This window comes from Streptomyces sp. NPDC048639, from assembly GCF_043199075.1.
In the GTDB taxonomy this organism is placed as follows: Bacteria; Actinomycetota; Actinomycetes; order Streptomycetales; family Streptomycetaceae; genus Streptomyces.
Window position 1 is genome coordinate 762,118 of the sequence record NZ_JBICVP010000003.1, and the last position, 18,033, is coordinate 780,150.

The following is an 18,033-nucleotide window of genomic DNA, read 5'->3' on the forward strand; positions in this document are numbered from 1 at the left end:
GGACGGTTGCCGGGCGCCGAGGGGGATTCGGCCGGGGCCCGGGGTGCGCCTCAGCCGAGGACGGCCAGGGCGTCGATCTCGACGAGCAGCCCGGCCGGCAGACCCACGTACACGGTCGTACGCGCCGACGGAGCCTCCTTCAGTTCGGCGAAGAACTCGTCGTAGACGGCGTTGAATTCGGCGAAGTGGCTGGTGTCGGTGAGGTAGACGCGGACCATCATCACGTCCTCCCAGCTCGCGCCGCCCTCTTCGAGAACGGCCTGCACATTGCGCAGCGTCTGCACGGACTGCTCGCGCAGCCCCGGGCCCACGGCGGCGGGCGCCTGGCCGGGCTGCGCCGGGCCGAACCCGACCTGCCCCGCGACCTGGAGGATGTTGCCCTTCCTGACGCCGTGCGAGAACTTCGCCGGCGGGGTGGTGTGGTGGGCCGGGGTGATGGCGGTCTTCCGAAGCGTGTCGCCCATCAGGCTTGCTTCCTTCCCTGGGTCGTACGAGCGGGTGGGTGAGGGAGTCGGTGGCCGGTCCCGGGCCGGCCGGGTGCGGCTAGGAGGTTCTGCCCGAGTAGTCGTGGCTGATCGCCTCCGCCGTTCGGCGTACCAGCGGGAGGAGGGCGAGGAGTTCATCGGCGCTGACGACCACGTTCGGTGCCGAGACGGAGCAGGCGGCGGCGACGCGCCCGTCCGCCCCGCGGATGGGCGCCCCGACGCAGTTGATGGACTCCTCGTGGCCGCCGAGGTCGGTGGCCCAGCCCTGTTCCCGTACGGCCGCGAGTTCCTTGAGGAAGGCGCCGGCGTGGGGCGTCGAACGGGCCGTGTAGAGGGGGTAGTCGAGCCGCTCGGCGACCGCGCGCCGCTCCGGCTCCGGCAGGTCTGCCAGGAGCAGCTTGGCGACGGCGGCGACGGTTATCGCGACGGGCTTGCCGATCCGCGAGTACATCCGGACCGGGTAGCGGCTCTCGACCTTGTCGATGTAGAGGACCTCGTTCTCCTCGTAGACCGCGAGATGGACGGTGTGGCCGCACTTCTCGTTGAGCTCGACGAGGTGCGGGTGGGCGATCTCGCGGATGTCGAGGTTCTCCATCGCCTCCTGCGCGAGGGCGAAGAGGCGGGCGCCGAGCCGGTAGCGCTGGTCCTGCTGGCGGTAGACGATGCCGTGCTCGTGCAGGGTGCGCAGCAGGCGCAGCGCGGTCGACTTGTGCACGCCGAGCCGCTGTGCGACCTGCTCGAGGTTGGCGGGTCCCTCGGCGAGCAGCGGCAGGATGCTCAGTGCGCGATCGACGGTCTGACTCATGGTGTGCGTACCTCCACCCGTCCGGTGCCCGCCCCGTCCGCCGTCCAGCCGGGGCCGAGACGCAGTGTCTCCCACTGGGCGGGGTCGAGAGCGGCCAGACGGTCGGCATGGCTGCGGGCGGGCGGGACGGCGAGGTCGCCCGGAACGGTGAGCGCGGCGGCCGCCATCAGGTGGCCGTGGCGGAGCCGCGCCGCCGTGGGCAGGCCGCGCAGGGTGCCGGAGAGGAAGCCGGCGGCGAAGGCGTCACCGGCGCCGACCGGGGCCACGACATCGACGTCCAGGGCCGGTTCGCAGGTGATGGTGTCGGTGCCGTCGGCCTGGCGGGTGTACGCGGTGGCACCCGCGGCGCCCTGCTTGACGACGAGGATCCCGGGCTCGGGGAGCGCGTCCCGTACGGCATCGGGGCCGCGCAGATCCCAGGCGGCTCCGGCCTCGTCCTCTCCGACGAAGACGATGTCGCTGCCCCGGGCGAGGTCGAGGAGCACGGCGGGGCCCGGCGCACCGCCCGTGTTCCGTTCCCCCGTCCCGGCCGGCTCGTCGGATTCCGCAGGACCGTCCTTCCACAGCCCCAGGCGGTAGTTGACGTCGAAGGAGACCAGAGGGCGGCCGGGGACGCGTGTGGTGATCATCCGCAGGACGTCGAGGCAGCCCGGTGAGAGAGCGGCGGTGATGCCCGTGATGTGGAGGATCCGGGTACTCCACAGCGAGCGGCTGTCGAGCAGGGCCGGTGTCATGGCGGAGGCCGCGGAACCCGCCCGGTAGTAGAGGACTTCGGCGTGGCCGGGCTCGGCGCCGTCCGCGCCGTCCGCCGTGGTCGCGATGGTCGCGCGCTCGCCCGCCGTACGGAAGTAGACGCCGGTGGGACGGTGCGGATCGCGCTGGACGGACGAGGTGTCGACACCGTGCGCCTCGATCTCCGCCAGCAGGTGGTCGCCGAAGCCGTCGGCGCCGACGCGGCTGACCCAGCGGGTGGCGTGACCGGAACGGGCCAGGCAGCAGGCGACGTTCGACTCCGCTCCGCCGATGCCGCGTTCAAAGGCGGGCACGTCGGCGAGACGGCCGGGGAGGGAGGGCACGAACGTGACCAGGGACTCGCCCAGGCAGACGGCGTCGGCGTTCGGCAGTGCGGTCACGGTCCTGCGCGCTCCTCGCTGTGTCTCGCTGTTGCGGCGGTGCGGCCGTGCCGCGTTACGGCGGTGCGGCCACCGACCCGCGCGGCTCCGGTGGCGTCCGTTACGAGCCCCTTTCGGAGAGCCGGAAGGGCTCCCGCCGGGGGCCTCCGTACACCATTGACCCGGTGGTTGCGTGGATGTTAGACAGCCATCAGCGACATACGCAATGAGGGTTGCAGATGATGCAACGAGGGAACCGGAGGAGCCTCCATGGCCGCCGACACCGCCGCCGGACGACTCGCGGACGAGCCGATCGACCACCGCTTCAAGGCGCTCCCGCCCGACGCGGACGGACTCACCGTCGGCGAACTGGCCGCCCAGCGGCGTGATCTGTTCACCGGCGGCTTCACCACCCCGGTCCTCGCCCTCTCGGCCGAGGCCATGGAGCACAACCTCGCCCTGATGGAGCGCTACGCGACCGAGCACGGCCTCGCGTTCGCCCCGCACGGCAAGACCTCCATGTCCCCCCAGCTCTTCGAGCGCCAGATCGACCGCGGCGCCTGGGGCATCACTGCGGCCGTGCCCCATCAGGCGCGCGTCTACCGGGCGTTCGGCATCCGCCGGATCTTCCTCGCCAACGAACTGGTCGACGCCGCCGCACTCCGCTGGCTCTCCGGCGAGCTGGACGCGGACCCCGACTTCCGCTGCATCACGTACGTGGACTCGGTGCGCGGCGTGGAGCTCATGGACGAGGCGCTGCGCGCCTGCGGCGCCCGCCGCCCGGTGGAGGTGGTGGTCGAACTGGGCGCGGGCGACGGGGCGCGCACGGGAGCGCGTACGGACGCCGACTGCGCTGCGGTGGCCGACGCCGTCGCGGACGCCCCCTCGCTGCGGCTGGTCGGAGTGGCCGGATACGAGGGCGAGGTGCCCGAACCGGACAGCGAGCGCGTCCGCGCCTGGCTGGACCGGCTCGTCGCCCTGACCGCCGCCTTCGACAAGGCCGGGCGCTTCGCGGACGTCGACGAGATCGTGCTGAGCGCGGGCGGCAGCGCCTGGTTCGACACGGTGGCGGAGGTCTTTGCGGACGTTCCCGCGCTGTCCCGGCCGGTACTGAAGCTGCTGCGCTCCGGCGCGTACGTCTCGCACGACGACGGCCACTACCGCCGCATCACGCCCTTCAACCGCGTACCGCAGGAGGGCGCACTGCACCCCGCCTTCCGGCTCTGGGCACAGGTCGTCTCCTGCCCCGAACCGGGCCAGGCGTTCGTCAACGCCGGGAAGCGCGACGCCGCGTACGACCTCGACCTCCCCGCACCCCAGGTGGTCCGCTCCGCCCGCGACGGCTCCTTCCGCCCGGCCACCGGCATCACCGTCTCCGGCCTGTCCGACCAGCACGCGTGGCTGCGGCTGGAGGAGGGCGTGGAGCTGGAGGTCGGCGACTGGGTGGGCATGGGCCTGTCGCACCCCTGTACGTCCTTCGACAAGTGGCAGTTGATCCCCGTCACCACGGATCAGTCCACCGTCACCGACTTCATCCGCACCTTCTTCTGAACCCTTCTCCCCCGGACCCGTCGGCCGCAAGGGAAGCCACCGGCCGCCGGCGCGCACCGGCAGCACGGCACGAACGGACAGGAAGAGACACCCGCATGGATCTCGTGTTCCGCGACGCACGCGTTATCGACGGGACCGGCGGACCCTCGTACCGCGCCGACGTCGGCATCGACGCGGGCCGCATCGCGTCCATCGCGCGGGAGGGCGAGCCCCGCCCCACCGCGGCCCGCGTCGTCGACGCCGACGGGCTCGCCCTCTCCCCCGGCTTCATCGACATGCACGCCCATAGCGATCTCGCCCTCCTGCGCGACCCCGCGCACGAGGCGAAAGCCGCCCAGGGCGTCACCCTCGAAGTCATCGGCCAGGACGGCCTGTCGTACGCGCCCGTCGACGACCGGACGCTGGCCGAGGTCCGCACCCAGATCACCGGCTGGAACGGTGACGGCTCCGACGTCGACATCTCCTGGCGCAGCGTCGGCGAGTACCTCGACCGCCTGGACCACGGGTTCGACGGCGAGGGCATCGCCGTCAACGCCGCCTACCTCGTCCCGCAGGGCACCGTCCGGATGTTCGCCGTCGGCTGGGACGACCGCCCCGCGACCACCGCCGAGCTGGCCCGGATGCAACTGCTCGTCGCCGAAGGGCTGGAGCAGGGCGCCGTGGGACTGTCCTCCGGCCTCACCTACACACCGGGCATGTACGCCTCGGACGCCGAACTGACCGATCTGTGCCGGGTGGTGGCGCAGTACGACGGCTACTACTGCCCGCACCACCGCTCGTACGGCGCCGGGGCCCTCGAAGCGTACGAGGAGATGGTCGCGCTCACCCGCGACGCCGGCTGCGCCCTGCACCTCGCCCACGCCACCCTCAACTTCGGTGTGAACGAGGGCCGGGCGCCCGAGCTGCTCGCGCTGCTCGACCGCGCGCTCGCCGACGGCGCGGACATCTCGCTCGACACCTATCCCTATCTGCCGGGCTGCACGACCCTCGTGGCGATGCTGCCGAGCTGGGCGAGCGAGGGCGGTCCTGACGCCGTGCTGGCCCGCCTGCGGGACGACGCGACCGCCGAACGGATCCGGCACACCCTGGAGGTCGAGGGCGCCGACGGCTGCCACGGCGTCCCCATCGACTGGGACACCATCGAGATCTCGGGCGTCTCCGACCCGTCCCTGAAGGACCACGTCGGCCTCACGGTCGCCCGCATCGCGGCCGACCGCGGCGAGGAGCCCTTCGTCACGGCCCGCAGTCTGCTGCTCGGCGACCGGCTCGGGTCGACGATCCTCCAGCACGTCGGTCATGAGGAGAACGTCCGGGCGATCATGAAGCACCGCGTCCACACCGGCGGCAGCGACGGCATTCTGCAGGGCGACAAGCCGCACCCGCGGGCGTACGGGACGTTCCCGCACTACCTCGGCCGCTACGTCCGCGAACTCGGTGTGCTGACCCTGGAGGAGTGCGTGGCACATCTCACGTCGCGCCCCGCGGCCCGTCTGCGCCTGCCGGACCGGGGCCTCGTACGCGAGGGACACCGCGCCGACCTCGTCCTCTTCGATCCGGAGACGATCGCGGCCGGCTCCACTTTCGAAGATCCGCGGACCCTTCCCACCGGCATTCCGCATGTGCTCGTCGACGGCCGCTTTGTCATCGAAGACGGGCGGCGCACGGATGTGCTCGCAGGGTGCTCGGTGCGCCGCACGCGCGGGGAGTGATCCGCAAGATCCACCACCCCGTCACGGCATCCGGGACGCCGCCCACGTGGCGGAAAACATCGCGCCGCCCCGGTCGCCCGGCCGTATCGTGTCGGACATGCAGGTGATCCAGTCAACCAAGCTCGCCAATGTCTGCTACGAGATCCGTGGCCCGGTCCTCGAGGAGGCAATGCGGCTGGAAGCGGCAGGTCATCGCATCCTCAAGCTCAACACGGGCAACCCGGCACCGTTCGGCTTCGACTGCCCTCCCGAGATCCTCGAGGACATGGTGCGCAACGTGGGTTCGGCCCACGGCTACGGCGACGCCAAGGGCCTGCTGTCGGCCCGGCGCGCGGTGATGCAGCACTACCAGACGCAGGGGATCGAGCTGGACGTCGAGGACATCTACCTCGGCAACGGCGTCTCCGAACTGATCCAGATGTCGATGCAGGCACTGCTCGACGACGGCGACGAGGTACTCGTCCCGGCACCCGACTATCCGCTGTGGACGGCCGCCGTCTCCCTCGCGGGCGGCACCGCGGTGCACTACCGCTGCGACGAGCAGGCCGACTGGATGCCCGACCTCGCCGACATCGAGCGCAAGGTCACCGACCGCACCAAGGCGCTCGTCGTCATCAACCCGAACAACCCGACGGGCGCGGTCTACGACGACGAACTGCTGCGCGGCCTCACCGAGATCGCCCGCCGCCACAATCTGATCGTCTGCTCCGACGAGATCTACGACAAGATCCTCTACGACGGCGTCACGCACACCCCGACCGCCTCCCTCGCCCCGGACCTGCTGACGCTGACGTTCAACGGGCTGTCCAAGGCGTACCGGGTGGCGGGCTACCGGAGCGGCTGGATGGCGGTCTGCGGCCCGAAGGAGCACGCCGCCAGCTACATCGAGGGCCTGACGATCCTCGCCAACATGCGGCTGTGCGCCAACATGCCCGCCCAGCACGCGGTGGCCACGGCCCTCGGCGGACGTCAGTCGATCAACGACCTGGTCCTGCCGGGCGGGCGACTGCTGGAGCAGCGCGACACGGCGTACGAACTGCTGACGCAGATCCCGGGCGTGACCTGCGTGAAGCCGAAGGGCGCGCTGTACGCCTTCCCACGGCTCGACCCGAAGGTCTACAAGATCAAGGACGACCGGCAGCTCGTCCTGGACCTGCTGCGCGCCGAGAAGATCATGATCGTGCACGGTACGGGCTTCAACTGGCCCGAGCCCGACCACTTCCGCCTCGTCACGCTGCCGCACAAGGAGGACCTGGCGGACGCGGTGAGCCGGATCGGCCGGTTCCTGGACGGCTACGGGCAGCCGTAGCGCGTAGCGGCGGCGCCGGGCGGGCCGTATCCCTCGGCAGCCCGGCCCGGCCCGGCCCCGGAACAGCTCCTCGGACCCGGCCCGGCACGAACGTTGCGTGCCGGGGCGGGTTTTCGCGTCATTCTCCTGTGCCCTCTCACGGCGTCTCGCGCGTTCACGGGGGGCTTTCGCAGCCATGCATGCTCGGGCCGCCCCTTTCACCGGGCCCCGCCACGACTGGGCTGAACTTTAGACTGCGTCCAATGTAGGATGGACTCCTGAACATGGCTGGAGGCCACCATGTACGAGCCGATCCGCACCAAGTCGGTCCACTCCACCGTTGAGCAGGAGTTTCCGCACCGCTCCCGGGAAGAGGAACTGGACATCCAGCTCGCCGGCCATCTGGCCGCGCTCCTGACGGTGACCGATGAGCTGCGGGCCACCACGCCGACCGCGGACCCCGGCCTCGACCGTGCGGCGAAGCGCATTGCCGAGCAGGTCGCGCGGCTGCGGAGAACGCCGAGTCCGGTGCGCGTCCCGGACCCGTCGCCGGCACCCGGTTCCGTGGCGGGCTCCGCCGGTGCGGCCCGTACCGCCACCGTCGACGGCCGTACCGCGGCTCTGCACCGGCGGGCGCACGCGCTCGCCGGCCGCGCGCTGGTCGTCGCCGCGTCCCGCGCCGACACCGCGGCCGCGATCCTCGCCGCCCAGCAGATGGACGTCCACGCCGCGGCGCTGGACGGAGCCGGGGACCTCGAAGCGACATCCGCCGCCCCGGCCTCGCCCGCGCTGAGCGCGGCCCACTGAACGGCCCTGGGCCGCGCACCTGCGAGGTGCGCGGCCCAGGAGCCATCGATGCGGTTGTCGGCCGGTGCTCACCGAAGCGCCGGAGCGCCGCGGTGAGCACGCCCGGCGTCAGCCGAGGCGCTCGACCAGCGAGCGGTACTCGTCCCACAGCTCCTTGGGCGTGTGGTCACCGAAGGTGTTGAGGTGCTCGGGGACCAGAGCGGCCTCCTCGCGCCACACCTCCTTGTCGACGGTCAGCAGGAAGTCGAGGTCGCCGTCGGAGATGTCGAGCCCCTTGGTGTCCAGGGCGTCCTTCGTCGGCAGAACGCCGATCGGCGTCTCGACGCCCTCGGCCTTGCCCTCCAGCCGCTCGACGATCCACTTGAGCACGCGGCCGTTCTCGCCGAAGCCGGGCCACACGAAGCGGCCGCCGGCGTCCTTGCGGAACCAGTTCACGTAGTAGATCTTCGGCAGCTTGGACTGGTCCTCCTGGCCGACCTTGACCCAGTGGCCCATGTAGTCGCCCATGTTGTAGCCGCAGAAGGGCAGCATGGCGAACGGGTCGCGGCGCAGCTCGCCGACCTTGCCCTCGGCCGCCGCGGTCTTCTCGCTCGCGACGTTCGCGCCGAGGAAGACACCGTGCTGCCAGGTGAAGGACTCGGTCACCAGCGGCACGGCCGAGGCGCGGCGTCCGCCGAAGAGGATCGCCGAGATCGGCACGCCCTTGGGGTCCTCCCACTCGGGCGCGATGGTCGGGCACTGGGCGGCGGGGACGGTGAAGCGGGCGTTGGGGTGCGCCGCCGGGGTCCCGCTCGCCGGGGTCCAGTCGTTGCCCTTCCAGTCGGTGAGGTGCTCCGGGGTCTCCTCGGTCATGCCCTCCCACCAGACGTCGCCGTCGTCGGTGAGGGCGACGTTGGTGAAGACCGAGTTGCCCCACAGCGTCTTCATGGCGTTGGCGTTGGTGTGCTCGCCGGTCCCGGGCGCGACGCCGAAGAAACCGGCCTCGGGGTTGATCGCGTAGAGGCGGCCGTCCTCGCCGAAGCGCATCCAGGCGATGTCGTCGCCGATGGTCTCGACGGTCCAGCCGGGGATGGTGGGCTCGAGCATGGCGAGATTGGTCTTGCCGCAGGCGGACGGGAAGGCCGCGGCGACGTACTTGGGCGCACCCTGCGGCGGGGTCAGCTTCAGCACGAGCATGTGCTCGGCGAGCCAGCCCTCGTCGCGGGCCATGACGGAGGCGATGCGCAGGGCGTAGCACTTCTTGCCGAGCAGCGCGTTGCCGCCGTAACCCGAGCCGAACGACCAGATCTCACGGCTCTCGGGGAAGTGCGAGATGTACTTGGTGCTGTTGCACGGCCACGGCACATCGGCCTGACCGGACTCGAGCGGGGCGCCGAGGCTGTGCACGGCCTTCACGAAGAAGCCGTCCTCGCCCAGCTCGTCGAGAACGGCCTGTCCCATGCGGGTCATGGTGCGCATGGCGACGGCGACGTACGCGGAGTCGGTGATCTCCACGCCGATGGCGGACAGCGGCGAACCCAGCGGCCCCATGCAGAACGGCACGACGTACATCGTGCGACCGCGCATCGAGCCCCGGAAGACACCCTTGTCCCCGGCGAAGATCTCCCGCATCTCGCCGGGAGCCTTCCAGTGGTTCGTGGGGCCCGCGTCCTCCTCCTTCTCGGAGCAGATGAAGGTGCGGTCCTCCACGCGCGCCACGTCACTGGGGTCGGACGCGGCGTAGTACGAGTTGGGGCGCTTGATCGGGTCGAGCTTCTTGAACGTGCCCTTGGCGACAAGCACCTCGCACAGGCGCTCGTACTCGGCCTCGGACCCGTCACACCAGACAACCTCGTCGGGCTGGGTCAGGGCGACGATCTCGTCGACCCAGGTCACCAGTTCCTGATGGTTGGTGGGGGGCTTGGGAGCCGCATTGCTGCGCGCCACGATCGCTCCGTTCCACGCCGGGACCGCGCGCCCCAGCGACAGGTATGAGGGTTGTACGGACGCCCCTGAGCTGGGGTCCCACCGCCGGAGAGGCGGAGGGAGTCCGTTCTATGGAAGTAGTTGCCCCGTGGGGGCTGCGACCCGGATGCTTCGTGACCGCTCATCCGGTGCCGACCGTACTCATTTGATCATCCGACCCCGGCGAGATTCTGTCCAGAGGGCACCCTCGTGAGCATCGCCACTTGATACCTGGGCGTAACTTACGGACCCGTAGGTAGCATGTCGCCCATGACTGCCGCCGCGCCCGACGCCGTACCCGACGCCGCGTCCGACGACTCCCCCGCCTCCTCGGAATCCCGCTCCGGCACACACCCTGTCCACCTGCCGATACCGGCCAAACCCCGGCTGCGCGGCTGGCTGCACGCCGGCATGTTCCCGGCCGCCCTGATCGCGGGCGTCTTCCTGACGGCACTCGCGGGCAGCACCCGCGGGCGGATCGCCTGCGCTGTATACACGCTGAGCGCCTGCCTGCTCTTCGGGGTCAGCGCGCTCTACCACCGGGGGAACTGGGGTCCGCGGGCCACGGCGGTCCTGCGGCGCCTGGACCACGCGAACATCTTCTTGATCATCGCCGGAACGTATACACCGTTCACGATCCTGCTCGTCCCGGACGGCCGCGGTCGGGCCCTGCTGTGGGCGATCTGGGCCGCGGCCGTTGCCGGAATAGCGTTCCGGGTCTTCTGGGTGGGGGCGCCGCGCTGGCTCTACACCCCGTGCTACATCGCCATGGGCTGGGCGGCCGTCTTCTTCCTGCCCGACTTCTTGCAGAAGGGCGGCGTCGCGGTGCTCGTCCTGGTGGTCATCGGGGGCCTCCTCTACAGCGCCGGCGGCGTGATCTACGGGATCAAGCGGCCGAACCCCTCACCGCGCTGGTTCGGCTTCCACGAGGTCTTCCACTCCCTCACGCTGGCGGCCTTCATCGTCCACTACGTAGGGATCTCCCTGGTGGCGTACCAGCACGGGTGAGCACTGGTGGGCACGGGTGGGCACGGGTGAGCACGGGTGGGCACTGGTGGGCACTGGTGGCGCTGGCGTAGCGGCACGGGTGAGCCCTGGCGACGTAGCAGCACGGGTGAGCAGCGGCGTGATCAGCACTTGGCCGGGGCGGCAGCGGCGCGGGGCGGCACAGACACGGGCGAGCACCGGATGTGGAGCGGCACAGGCGACTGAGGAGCGCGCGGCTCGGTGCGGTACAGGCGAGGCACGGGCGAGCACCCGGCGCGGGACGGCACAGACACGGGCGGGCACCGGGAGCGGCGCGGCACAGGCGACCGAGGAGCGCGGGGGCGCAGTGGGCGTGGCCTGCCTGGTGACGGTGTGTGACAGGCCGGGGCCAGGGGTGACTGGCGGGTGGCAGACGACGGCATGCGGCCTACGGGCCGGGCGGCCGCCAGGTCCGGCCGGGCGCGGGTACCGGGCGCGGGTACCGGGCGCGGGTACCGGGCGCGGCGCGATGGTGACGATCAAGGCCTCGCGGAAGACGGTGAGAGCGCGGTCACGCTGGGCAGGGTGCCCGGCAATCCTGATCATGCGCGATGGCATGATCAGCCGCATGCATGGTCGTAGCCACCGGCGTTCCGGATCATGCATGGCCGAGGACGGCTCCGATCCCGGACAATGATCCCCATGGCTCCCGCGCGCACCCTTCACGGCACCGCCTCCGGCCCCAAACTCGGGCTGCGTGAGCGGAAGAAGATCAAGACGCGGCAGGCCATCCGCGCCGCCGCCTACCGGCTCTTCGCCGAGCAGGGCTACGACGCCACTCCGGTCGAGCAGATCGCCGAGACCGCCGAAGTCTCCCCCAGCACCGTCTTCCGCTACTTCCCGTCGAAGGAAGACATCGTCCTGACCGACGAGTGCGACCCGGTCATCGAGAAGGAGTTGCGGAGGCGCCCGGCCGATGAGCCTCCGCTCGAGTCCATCCGGCACGTGATGACCGAGACCGTCCGCCTCTTCGCCGCCCGGGGGCAGAACGAGATGCTGCTGCGGGCACGCCTCCTGCGCGATGTGCCGGCGATCCGCGCGAGGATGGCGGAGAGCCATGTGGCGACCGGGCGGATGCTCTGCGAGGTGCTGGCCGAGCGCACCGGCCGTTCTGTGGACGACCTGGAGCTGCGGCTGTTCGCCGCGGTCGTGCTCACCGCCGTCGAGGAAGCGGTGCTCCACTGGATCGACCGCGAGGCGAAGGACGACCTGGTGGACCTTCTGGACCGGACGCTGGGGACGCTTGGACGCGGCCTGCCTCTTTGACCGTCCGGCCACCTGCCGCCTCTTTGCCCACCCGGCTACCGGCCACCGCCACCTGCCACCTGCCACCTGCCACCTGCCCGTCAGGGTCCCGGCACCGAGAACTCCTCGGCCGTCAGCTGATTGAGGCGGAGGCAAGTCGCCGCCCTCCTCACAGAGTTGGGCCGCCGACCCGCACCCTGCGCCCTGTGCTCCATCGCCCGGTCGTGGTCCCGGGTGACCGGCACCGCACCCGCCGCGGCATGACCCTACGAGCGGCGGCCCCGTGGGCTCGGCCTGCTCAGTCGCCAGCCCCCCGTCAGGCACATCCGTCAGCCTCCCGCGGCCGTCAGCCCTCCCGCGCACCGACCTTCCCTGCCAGCACCGTTGGGTCGGGGGTCGGCGCGTCACAGGTGAAGTTCCGGCACACGTAAGCGGCCGGGCGTCCGTCCACCAGCGGGCGGTCACGCAGCAGCGGCACGCCGTCGTCCTCCTCACCCGGCCCGCCGACCGCCACCACGGCCCCGGGCGCCGTACCCAGCAAGGCCGTACGGTGGAGCGCGGCGGTTCCCGGATCGTCCTGCGGGCCGACGACGGCCACCTCGCGCGGCCCGTCCAGGGCGGCTTCGGCGGCGGCCAGCCCCCAGCCGATGAACCGCGGGGCCCGCGGTCCGAGCACCTTGACGACGCCCAACGCCCGCTCGGCGGCAGTGCGATGGCGGCTGTCGCCCGTAAGCGCCGCGTACGACATCAGCGCACCGGCCGCCGCGGACCAGCCGGACGGCACGGCGTTGTCCGTCGGGTCCTGCGGCCGCCGGATGAGCACCTCACCGTCGTCGGGGGTGTCGTACAAGTCGCCCTCCCCGCCCGCGAAGTGGCGCAGGACGGTGTCCAGCAGCAGGCCCGCGAATTCGGTCCACACACCTTCGCCGGTGACCGCGGACAGGGCGAGGAAGCCCTCGGCGGTGTCGGCGTAGTCCTCCAGGACACCGGAGTTGTCTCCCGCAGTGCCGTCGCGCGAGGTACGGGTGAGGCGGCCTGCCGGGTCCATGTGGACACGGACGATCAGATCGGCCGCGTCGAGGGCCGCCTCGGTCAGATCGGGGCGGTCGAAGTAGGCGCCGGTCTCCGCGAGGGCCGCGACGGCCAGGCCGTTCCACGCGGTGACGACCTTGTCGTCCCGCCCCGGCCGCGGCCGGGTGTCGCGGGCGGCCAGAAGGCGCTGCCGGATCGACTCGGCGCGGGCGGCGTCGGCGAGCCCGTCCCCGGGCAGTTGGAGCACCGAAGCGCCCTTCTCGAAGGTGCCCTCCTCGGTGACGCCGAAGTGCCCGGCGGCGAGCACGGCGTCCTCCTCGCCGAGGACCGCGCGGAGTTGCTCCGGCGTCCAGGCGTAGTACGCGCCCTCCACATGCTTGCCCGTGGCGGCATCCTCACCCTCGAACGCGGGGCTGTCCGCGTCGAGCGCGGAGGCGAACCCGCCCTCCGGGGTGCGGAGTTCACGCACCATGAAGTCTGCGGTCTCCAACGCAACGCGCCGGGCGAGATCCGACCCCGTGGAGCGCCACAGATGTGCGTACACCCGACAGAGCAGGGCGTTGTCGTAGAGCATCTTCTCGAAGTGCGGCACCGTCCAGGTGCGGTCGACCGAGTACCGGGCGAAGCCGCCGCCGAGCTGGTCGTAGATGCCGCCGCGAGCCATCCGCTCGCAGGTGTCCTGCGCCATCTGCAGGGCGCCCTCGGAGCCGGTGCGCGCGTGATGGCGCAGCAGGAACTCCAGCACCATGGACGGCGGGAACTTCGGCGCGCCGCCGAATCCGCCGTACGAGGTGTCGTATTCCCGGGTGAGCGCGAGCAGCGCCGCGTGCAGCTCCTCCTCGCCCGGCGGCTGGCCCCCGCCGGAGCTCAGCGCCTCCGAACGGGAGGACAGCTCACGGACAATCCGCCCGGCGACATCGGCGACTTCGCCTCTGCGGTCGGCCCACGCGGCCTGCACGCCCTCCAGGATCTGACGGAACGACGGCATGCCGTGTCGCGGCTGGGGCGGGAAGTAGGTGCCGAAGTAGAAGGGTTCGGCATCGGGGGTGAGGAAGACGGTCATCGGCCAGCCGCCGTGGCCCGTGGCCGCCTGCACCGCTTCCATGTAGACGGCGTCGACGTCGGGCCGCTCCTCGCGGTCCACCTTCACCGGCACGAAGTGCGCGTTGAGATACGCGGCGGAGTCGTCGTCCTCGAACGACTCGTGCGCCATCACATGGCACCAGTGGCAGGACGAATAGCCGACGCTGAGCAGCACGGGCACATCGCGCCGCCGCGCCTCGGCGAACGCCTCCTGCGACCAGGGAAACCAGTCGACGGGGTTGTCGGCGTGCTGGAGGAGATAGGGCGAGGTCTCGTGAGCCAGTCGGTTCGGCATGCCTCCCATCCTGTCTCATCCGATCGGCTTCCCCGAGTTTGTCCACAGGTCGAGTTATCCACAGGGCTGACGGAAAACCTTGAGAGGCGGAAGACTTGGCATACGAGACATCGCTGCTGGAGGGGGAAGCCCATGTCGGGCTCATTGGCGATCCTTCGGGACATCCATCGTGCGGAGGCCGAGCGGCTGCTCGAGCGCGCCATCGAAGAGGAGGTGCGCCGGTCGGGAGGGCGTGCGGACACCGCTCTGCTCACGGGGCGGGCGCGCGAAGCCTTGCCGGAGATGGCCGAGACCGCGGCCGAGGAGTACGGCGCCTACATCCGTGCGCTGGACGAGTCGGAGGCGGACCGGGAGCCGCTGGGGCGCCGTCTCTCGCGCGAGCGACTCGGCACGCCCGCGCTGGTGACGCTCGCCGCCACCGTGACCGCCTTCGGCGCGGACCTGGGGTTGGGGACGTCGGTGGGCACGGCGCTGGGCGCGGCCGGCACCGTCGCGGTCGTCGGGTCGGCGACCGCCCTCATCAAGCTCACCGCGGGGCACTGGCCGTCGGCACACCGCCGCGCCGGGCTGCGGAACCAGCCGGGTGGCGCCGAGCAGTTGAGGCTGGAGTGGCTGACGGCGTTGGAGGTGCGGGGCATCCGGCCCTTCCTCGACCAGCAGCGCATGCTGGCCGCCGCGACGCGCGGCGGCAGCGGCGCGGCGGCCTCCCCTGCCCGCGGGCAGGCCGGCGCGTCGGCATCGGGGCGTGGCCCGAAGCTGCGGGGCAATGACAAGAGCGCGGCGGCGCGACGCCGGAGCGTGCTCCAGCGGTCGTTCGGCCATCTGCCCGAAGGGGACGGCCCCTTCGTGGGGAGGCGAGCGCAGCTTCTGCAGATCGCGCAATGGGTGCAGGCCGCCCGCGCGAGCACGGAGACCAGGCCCACGGTCGTCGTGCTCCACGGCGCCCCCGGATCCGGCCGGACCACCCTGGCCGTGCGGGCCGCGCACCATCTGAAGGACCAGTTCCGCGGTGCGTGCGTGGTGGACCTGCGCGGCGACAGCCCCGGCGAGCCTCCGCTGCCCACGCGGGACGCCCTGCTGCATCTGCTCAACCGTCTCGGGGCCCCCCGCGAGCAACTCCTGTTCCGGGAGCGCTCCTCCCCCGAGCAGCAGGTCAAGCGGCTGAGCGAGCTGTACCACCAGCATGTGACGGGGGTTCCCGTCACCGTCGTCCTCGACGACGCGTCGGACCCGGAGCAGGTGCGGGTGCTGCTGCCCGAGCGTTCCGAGAGCCTGCTGCTGATCACCGCCCGCAGCCCGCTGGAGCTGCCGGAGGACCTTCCCGCACATGTCCATGAGCTGGGCGTCGAACCGCTGGAGGCGGCCGGGGTCGAGGAACTGCTGAGGGCCGTGGCGCACGAGGAGGCCGGGCCGTACGACATGGAGGCGGGCGAGGCGATCCGCGACCTGTGCGGCGGACTGCCACTGGCGATCCGCATCGCCGGCTCCTCCCTGGGCGCCCGAACGCCCGGCGTCCTCGCCGCCGATCTGGCCACCCATGTGGCGGCGAGCCCTGTCGAGCGCGCCCTGTCCCTGCGGTACGCCGATCAGCAGGACGCGGCCCGCAGGCTGCTGCGCCGGCTCTCTTTGGCGGGGCGGGCCAGCCTGGGCGCGGCCGCGGCGGCGGCCCTGCTGGCCACGGACGAGCAGGAGGCGGACCGGCAACTGACCGCCCTGGCCCGGGCCGGTCTGATCGAGCACGTCCGCGGCAGCCGGTACCGGCTGCACGACCTGGTGCGCGGCTTCGCCCTGGCCCGGCTCCTCGACGAGGAGGAGCCCGCCGAGCGCTCGGCGGCGCAGGAGCGGCTGATCCGCAGCTACGCCGAGCTTGCCGACTCGGTCATCCGCCTCGTCGACGGCAAGACATCCACGCGCGCAGATGCCGCGTTCCGGAAGGGTGCCGTGGGCCCGCACGGCTTCACCTCGCTCGACGCGGCACTCCGCTGGCTGGACGACGAGTCGAGCTTCATCACGGCGGAGTTGCGGCACGCGGAGGACGTGGACCAGTCCGCGGTATTGCATCTGCTGGGCGCCCTGTGCGACTACTGCCTGCTGCGCGGCGACCTCTACCGCCTCGGGGAGCTCAGCGAGCTCACCAAGGCCGCGGACCGCGGCCTGCTGATGCGCTCGGTGCAGTGGCGCACCGGTGTGGCGGCACGCCAACTCGGCGAGTTGGACAAGGCCCGTACGACGCTGTCCTCCGTGGTCGACCTCTACCGGGAGGCCGATCACGCGGCGGGTGTGGCCCGCGCCCTGCGCGACCTCGGCATCACCCTGCACCACCAGGGCAATCTGACGGAGGCTGCGGCCAAGCTCCGCGAGGCGCTGGAGATGCAGTCCGGGGACGAACTGCGCGGCGACCGCGCCTGGACGCTGCACGCCCTGGGCGCGGTGGAGCGGGACCGGGCCCGCATAGCGGAGGCACTGCGGCTGCTGCAGGAGGCACTGGAGCTGCACCGTGCCAACGAGAGCCTGCACGGCCAGGCTTGGACGCACTTCCAGCTCGGCCAGGTCTATCTGCGGTTGGGCGAGGTGCCGGAGGCGGAGAAGCAACTCCGCCGCGCCCTCGACCAGTACGGCAGCACCCGCGACAACCGAGGCGAGGCCTGGGCGCTCACGGAGCTCGCCCGGGCGCGGCTGGTCGACGGCGATGTGGGCGCGGCGAAGGACGACCTCGATCAGGCCCTGTCTCGGCACCGGGACAACGAGGACGCCCGGGGTGAGGCATGGACCCGCTACTACCTGGGCCAGGCCCTGGAGGAGCGCGGCGAGCACGGCGCCGCGGTCCGTGAACTGGAGCGGGCCCGCACGATGTTCAGCCGCATGCGGGACGTCTACGGGCTGGCCTGCGCCCGGCACCACTCGGCACGGGTCACCCGCGACCAGCGGGCTGCCCAGACCGGATCACTGCGCAACAGCGGTTTCGCCCGCCAGCTCCTGCAGGATGCGCGACAGGACTTCCACCGGGTGGGCGTCGCACACGGCGAGGCCTGGTCGTGCATCGAACTCGCGGTGATCGACGCGGGCAACGGCCGCGCGGCCCAGGCCCTGGCACTGGCCGAGGAGGCGGGCCGGCTCTTCACGGGCTACGGCGACCTGCGCGGCGAGGACTGGGCGCGGTTCCTGCGCTGCACACTTCTGCCGTTCTCCTCCGCGGGCGGATCGGTCGTCGGCACGGCGGTGGCACAGGAGGAACTGGCCCAGCTTCTGCGGGATACGCACGCACGGCGCGACAGCAAGCTGGAGGACTGCGCCGAGGCGTACGCGCTGATACTCGAGCGCGGCGTCGAGCCGGAAACCGGCTGGCAGGCCTGGAACCTCGGCATGGTGCCCAGCCGCCACTCCCGCGAGGTGATGGGCATCAACCTGCCCTCCCCCGACTGACGGGCGCGAGTCAGCGGTCTGGGACGGTCGGACGCGAAATCCACACCACCCACCGGCCCGCGGCGGTCGCACGGACTGCTACGGGGTGCGCGCCACGGGCATGCGCTTCACGGGCCGGCGCGGGAGCCCACTGCGAGAGCCCTCCGCGGGATGTCCCTTGCGCGATGTCCCTTTGCGGGCAGGCGTGGGAGGCCACCGCGGGATTCCCTCACGGGCGGGCGCCGGGGC

12 protein-coding genes are annotated in these 18,033 nt (G+C 71.7%); 7 read left to right on the top strand and 5 right to left on the bottom strand.

All coding sequences use genetic code 11. From position 1 onward, the window contains the following. Positions 1-50 precede the first annotated feature (50 nt). The 3 genes from ACGFNH_RS11605 to ACGFNH_RS11615 all read right to left on the bottom strand — a co-directional run bounded on the left by ACGFNH_RS11605 (position 51) and on the right by ACGFNH_RS11615 (position 2,423). Positions 51-464, bottom strand: coding sequence for a RidA family protein (locus ACGFNH_RS11605; RefSeq protein WP_393652841.1), 414 nt, complete (start codon positions 462-464; stop codon positions 51-53). 79 nt (positions 465-543) lie between these two features. After that, the gene (locus ACGFNH_RS11610) at positions 544-1,290 is read right to left on the bottom strand and encodes an IclR family transcriptional regulator (RefSeq protein ID WP_393652842.1); all 747 of its coding nucleotides are present in this window, start codon (positions 1,288-1,290) and stop codon (positions 544-546) included. Continuing rightward, on the bottom strand, positions 1,287-2,423 hold the full coding sequence (locus ACGFNH_RS11615; protein WP_393652843.1) for a sugar kinase: 1,137 nt from the start codon (positions 2,421-2,423) through the stop codon (positions 1,287-1,289). Before ACGFNH_RS11615 ends, ACGFNH_RS11610 begins: the two co-directional genes overlap by 4 nt. Before the next feature lie 249 nt (positions 2,424-2,672). Here ACGFNH_RS11615 and ACGFNH_RS11620 point away from each other — a divergent pair, with 249 nt between their 5' ends. The 4 genes from ACGFNH_RS11620 (at position 2,673) to ACGFNH_RS11635 (ending at position 7,757) form a co-directional block, all read left to right on the top strand. Then, entirely contained in the window at positions 2,673-3,953 is a 1,281-nt protein-coding gene (locus tag ACGFNH_RS11620) for an amino acid deaminase (RefSeq protein WP_393652844.1), read from the top strand. Positions 3,954-4,048: 95 nt separating this feature from the next. Then, positions 4,049-5,662: an amidohydrolase family protein gene (locus tag ACGFNH_RS11625; RefSeq protein ID WP_393652845.1), complete on the top strand. Its 1,614-nt coding sequence runs from the start codon at positions 4,049-4,051 to the stop codon at positions 5,660-5,662. A gap of 97 nt (positions 5,663-5,759) precedes the next feature. Continuing rightward, positions 5,760-6,971, top strand: coding sequence for a pyridoxal phosphate-dependent aminotransferase (locus tag ACGFNH_RS11630; RefSeq protein WP_393652846.1), 1,212 nt, complete (start codon positions 5,760-5,762; stop codon positions 6,969-6,971). 279 nt (positions 6,972-7,250) lie between these two features. Next, positions 7,251-7,757 carry a hypothetical protein gene (locus ACGFNH_RS11635; protein WP_393652847.1) on the top strand — a complete coding sequence of 169 codons (507 nt, stop codon included), beginning with the start codon at positions 7,251-7,253 and terminating at the stop codon, positions 7,755-7,757. Positions 7,758-7,865: 108 nt separating this feature from the next. Here ACGFNH_RS11635 and ACGFNH_RS11640 read toward each other — a convergent pair whose 3' ends face one another. After that, complete coding sequence (locus ACGFNH_RS11640) at positions 7,866-9,683, bottom strand: phosphoenolpyruvate carboxykinase (GTP) (protein WP_393652848.1); 1,818 nt, start codon at positions 9,681-9,683, stop codon at positions 7,866-7,868. Between the two features lie 279 nt (positions 9,684-9,962). On the opposite strand from ACGFNH_RS11640, the gene ACGFNH_RS11645 reads away from it, so the two are divergent. Further along, positions 9,963-10,709, top strand: a complete 747-nt coding sequence (locus ACGFNH_RS11645) for a hemolysin III family protein (protein ID WP_393652849.1) — start codon at positions 9,963-9,965, stop codon at positions 10,707-10,709. A 660-nt stretch (positions 10,710-11,369) separates the two neighbouring features. Continuing rightward, on the top strand, positions 11,370-11,993 hold the full coding sequence (locus ACGFNH_RS11650) for a TetR/AcrR family transcriptional regulator (RefSeq protein ID WP_393652850.1): 624 nt from the start codon (positions 11,370-11,372) through the stop codon (positions 11,991-11,993). Positions 11,994-12,318: 325 nt separating this feature from the next. Here the strand turns inward: ACGFNH_RS11650 and ACGFNH_RS11655 are convergent, their stop codons facing one another. Then, complete coding sequence (locus ACGFNH_RS11655; protein ID WP_393652851.1) at positions 12,319-14,382, bottom strand: thioredoxin domain-containing protein; 2,064 nt, start codon at positions 14,380-14,382, stop codon at positions 12,319-12,321. A gap of 132 nt (positions 14,383-14,514) precedes the next feature. On the opposite strand from ACGFNH_RS11655, the gene ACGFNH_RS11660 reads away from it, so the two are divergent. Further along, on the top strand, positions 14,515-17,805 hold the full coding sequence (locus ACGFNH_RS11660; RefSeq protein WP_393652852.1) for a tetratricopeptide repeat protein: 3,291 nt from the start codon (positions 14,515-14,517) through the stop codon (positions 17,803-17,805). Positions 17,806-18,033 lie beyond the last annotated feature (228 nt).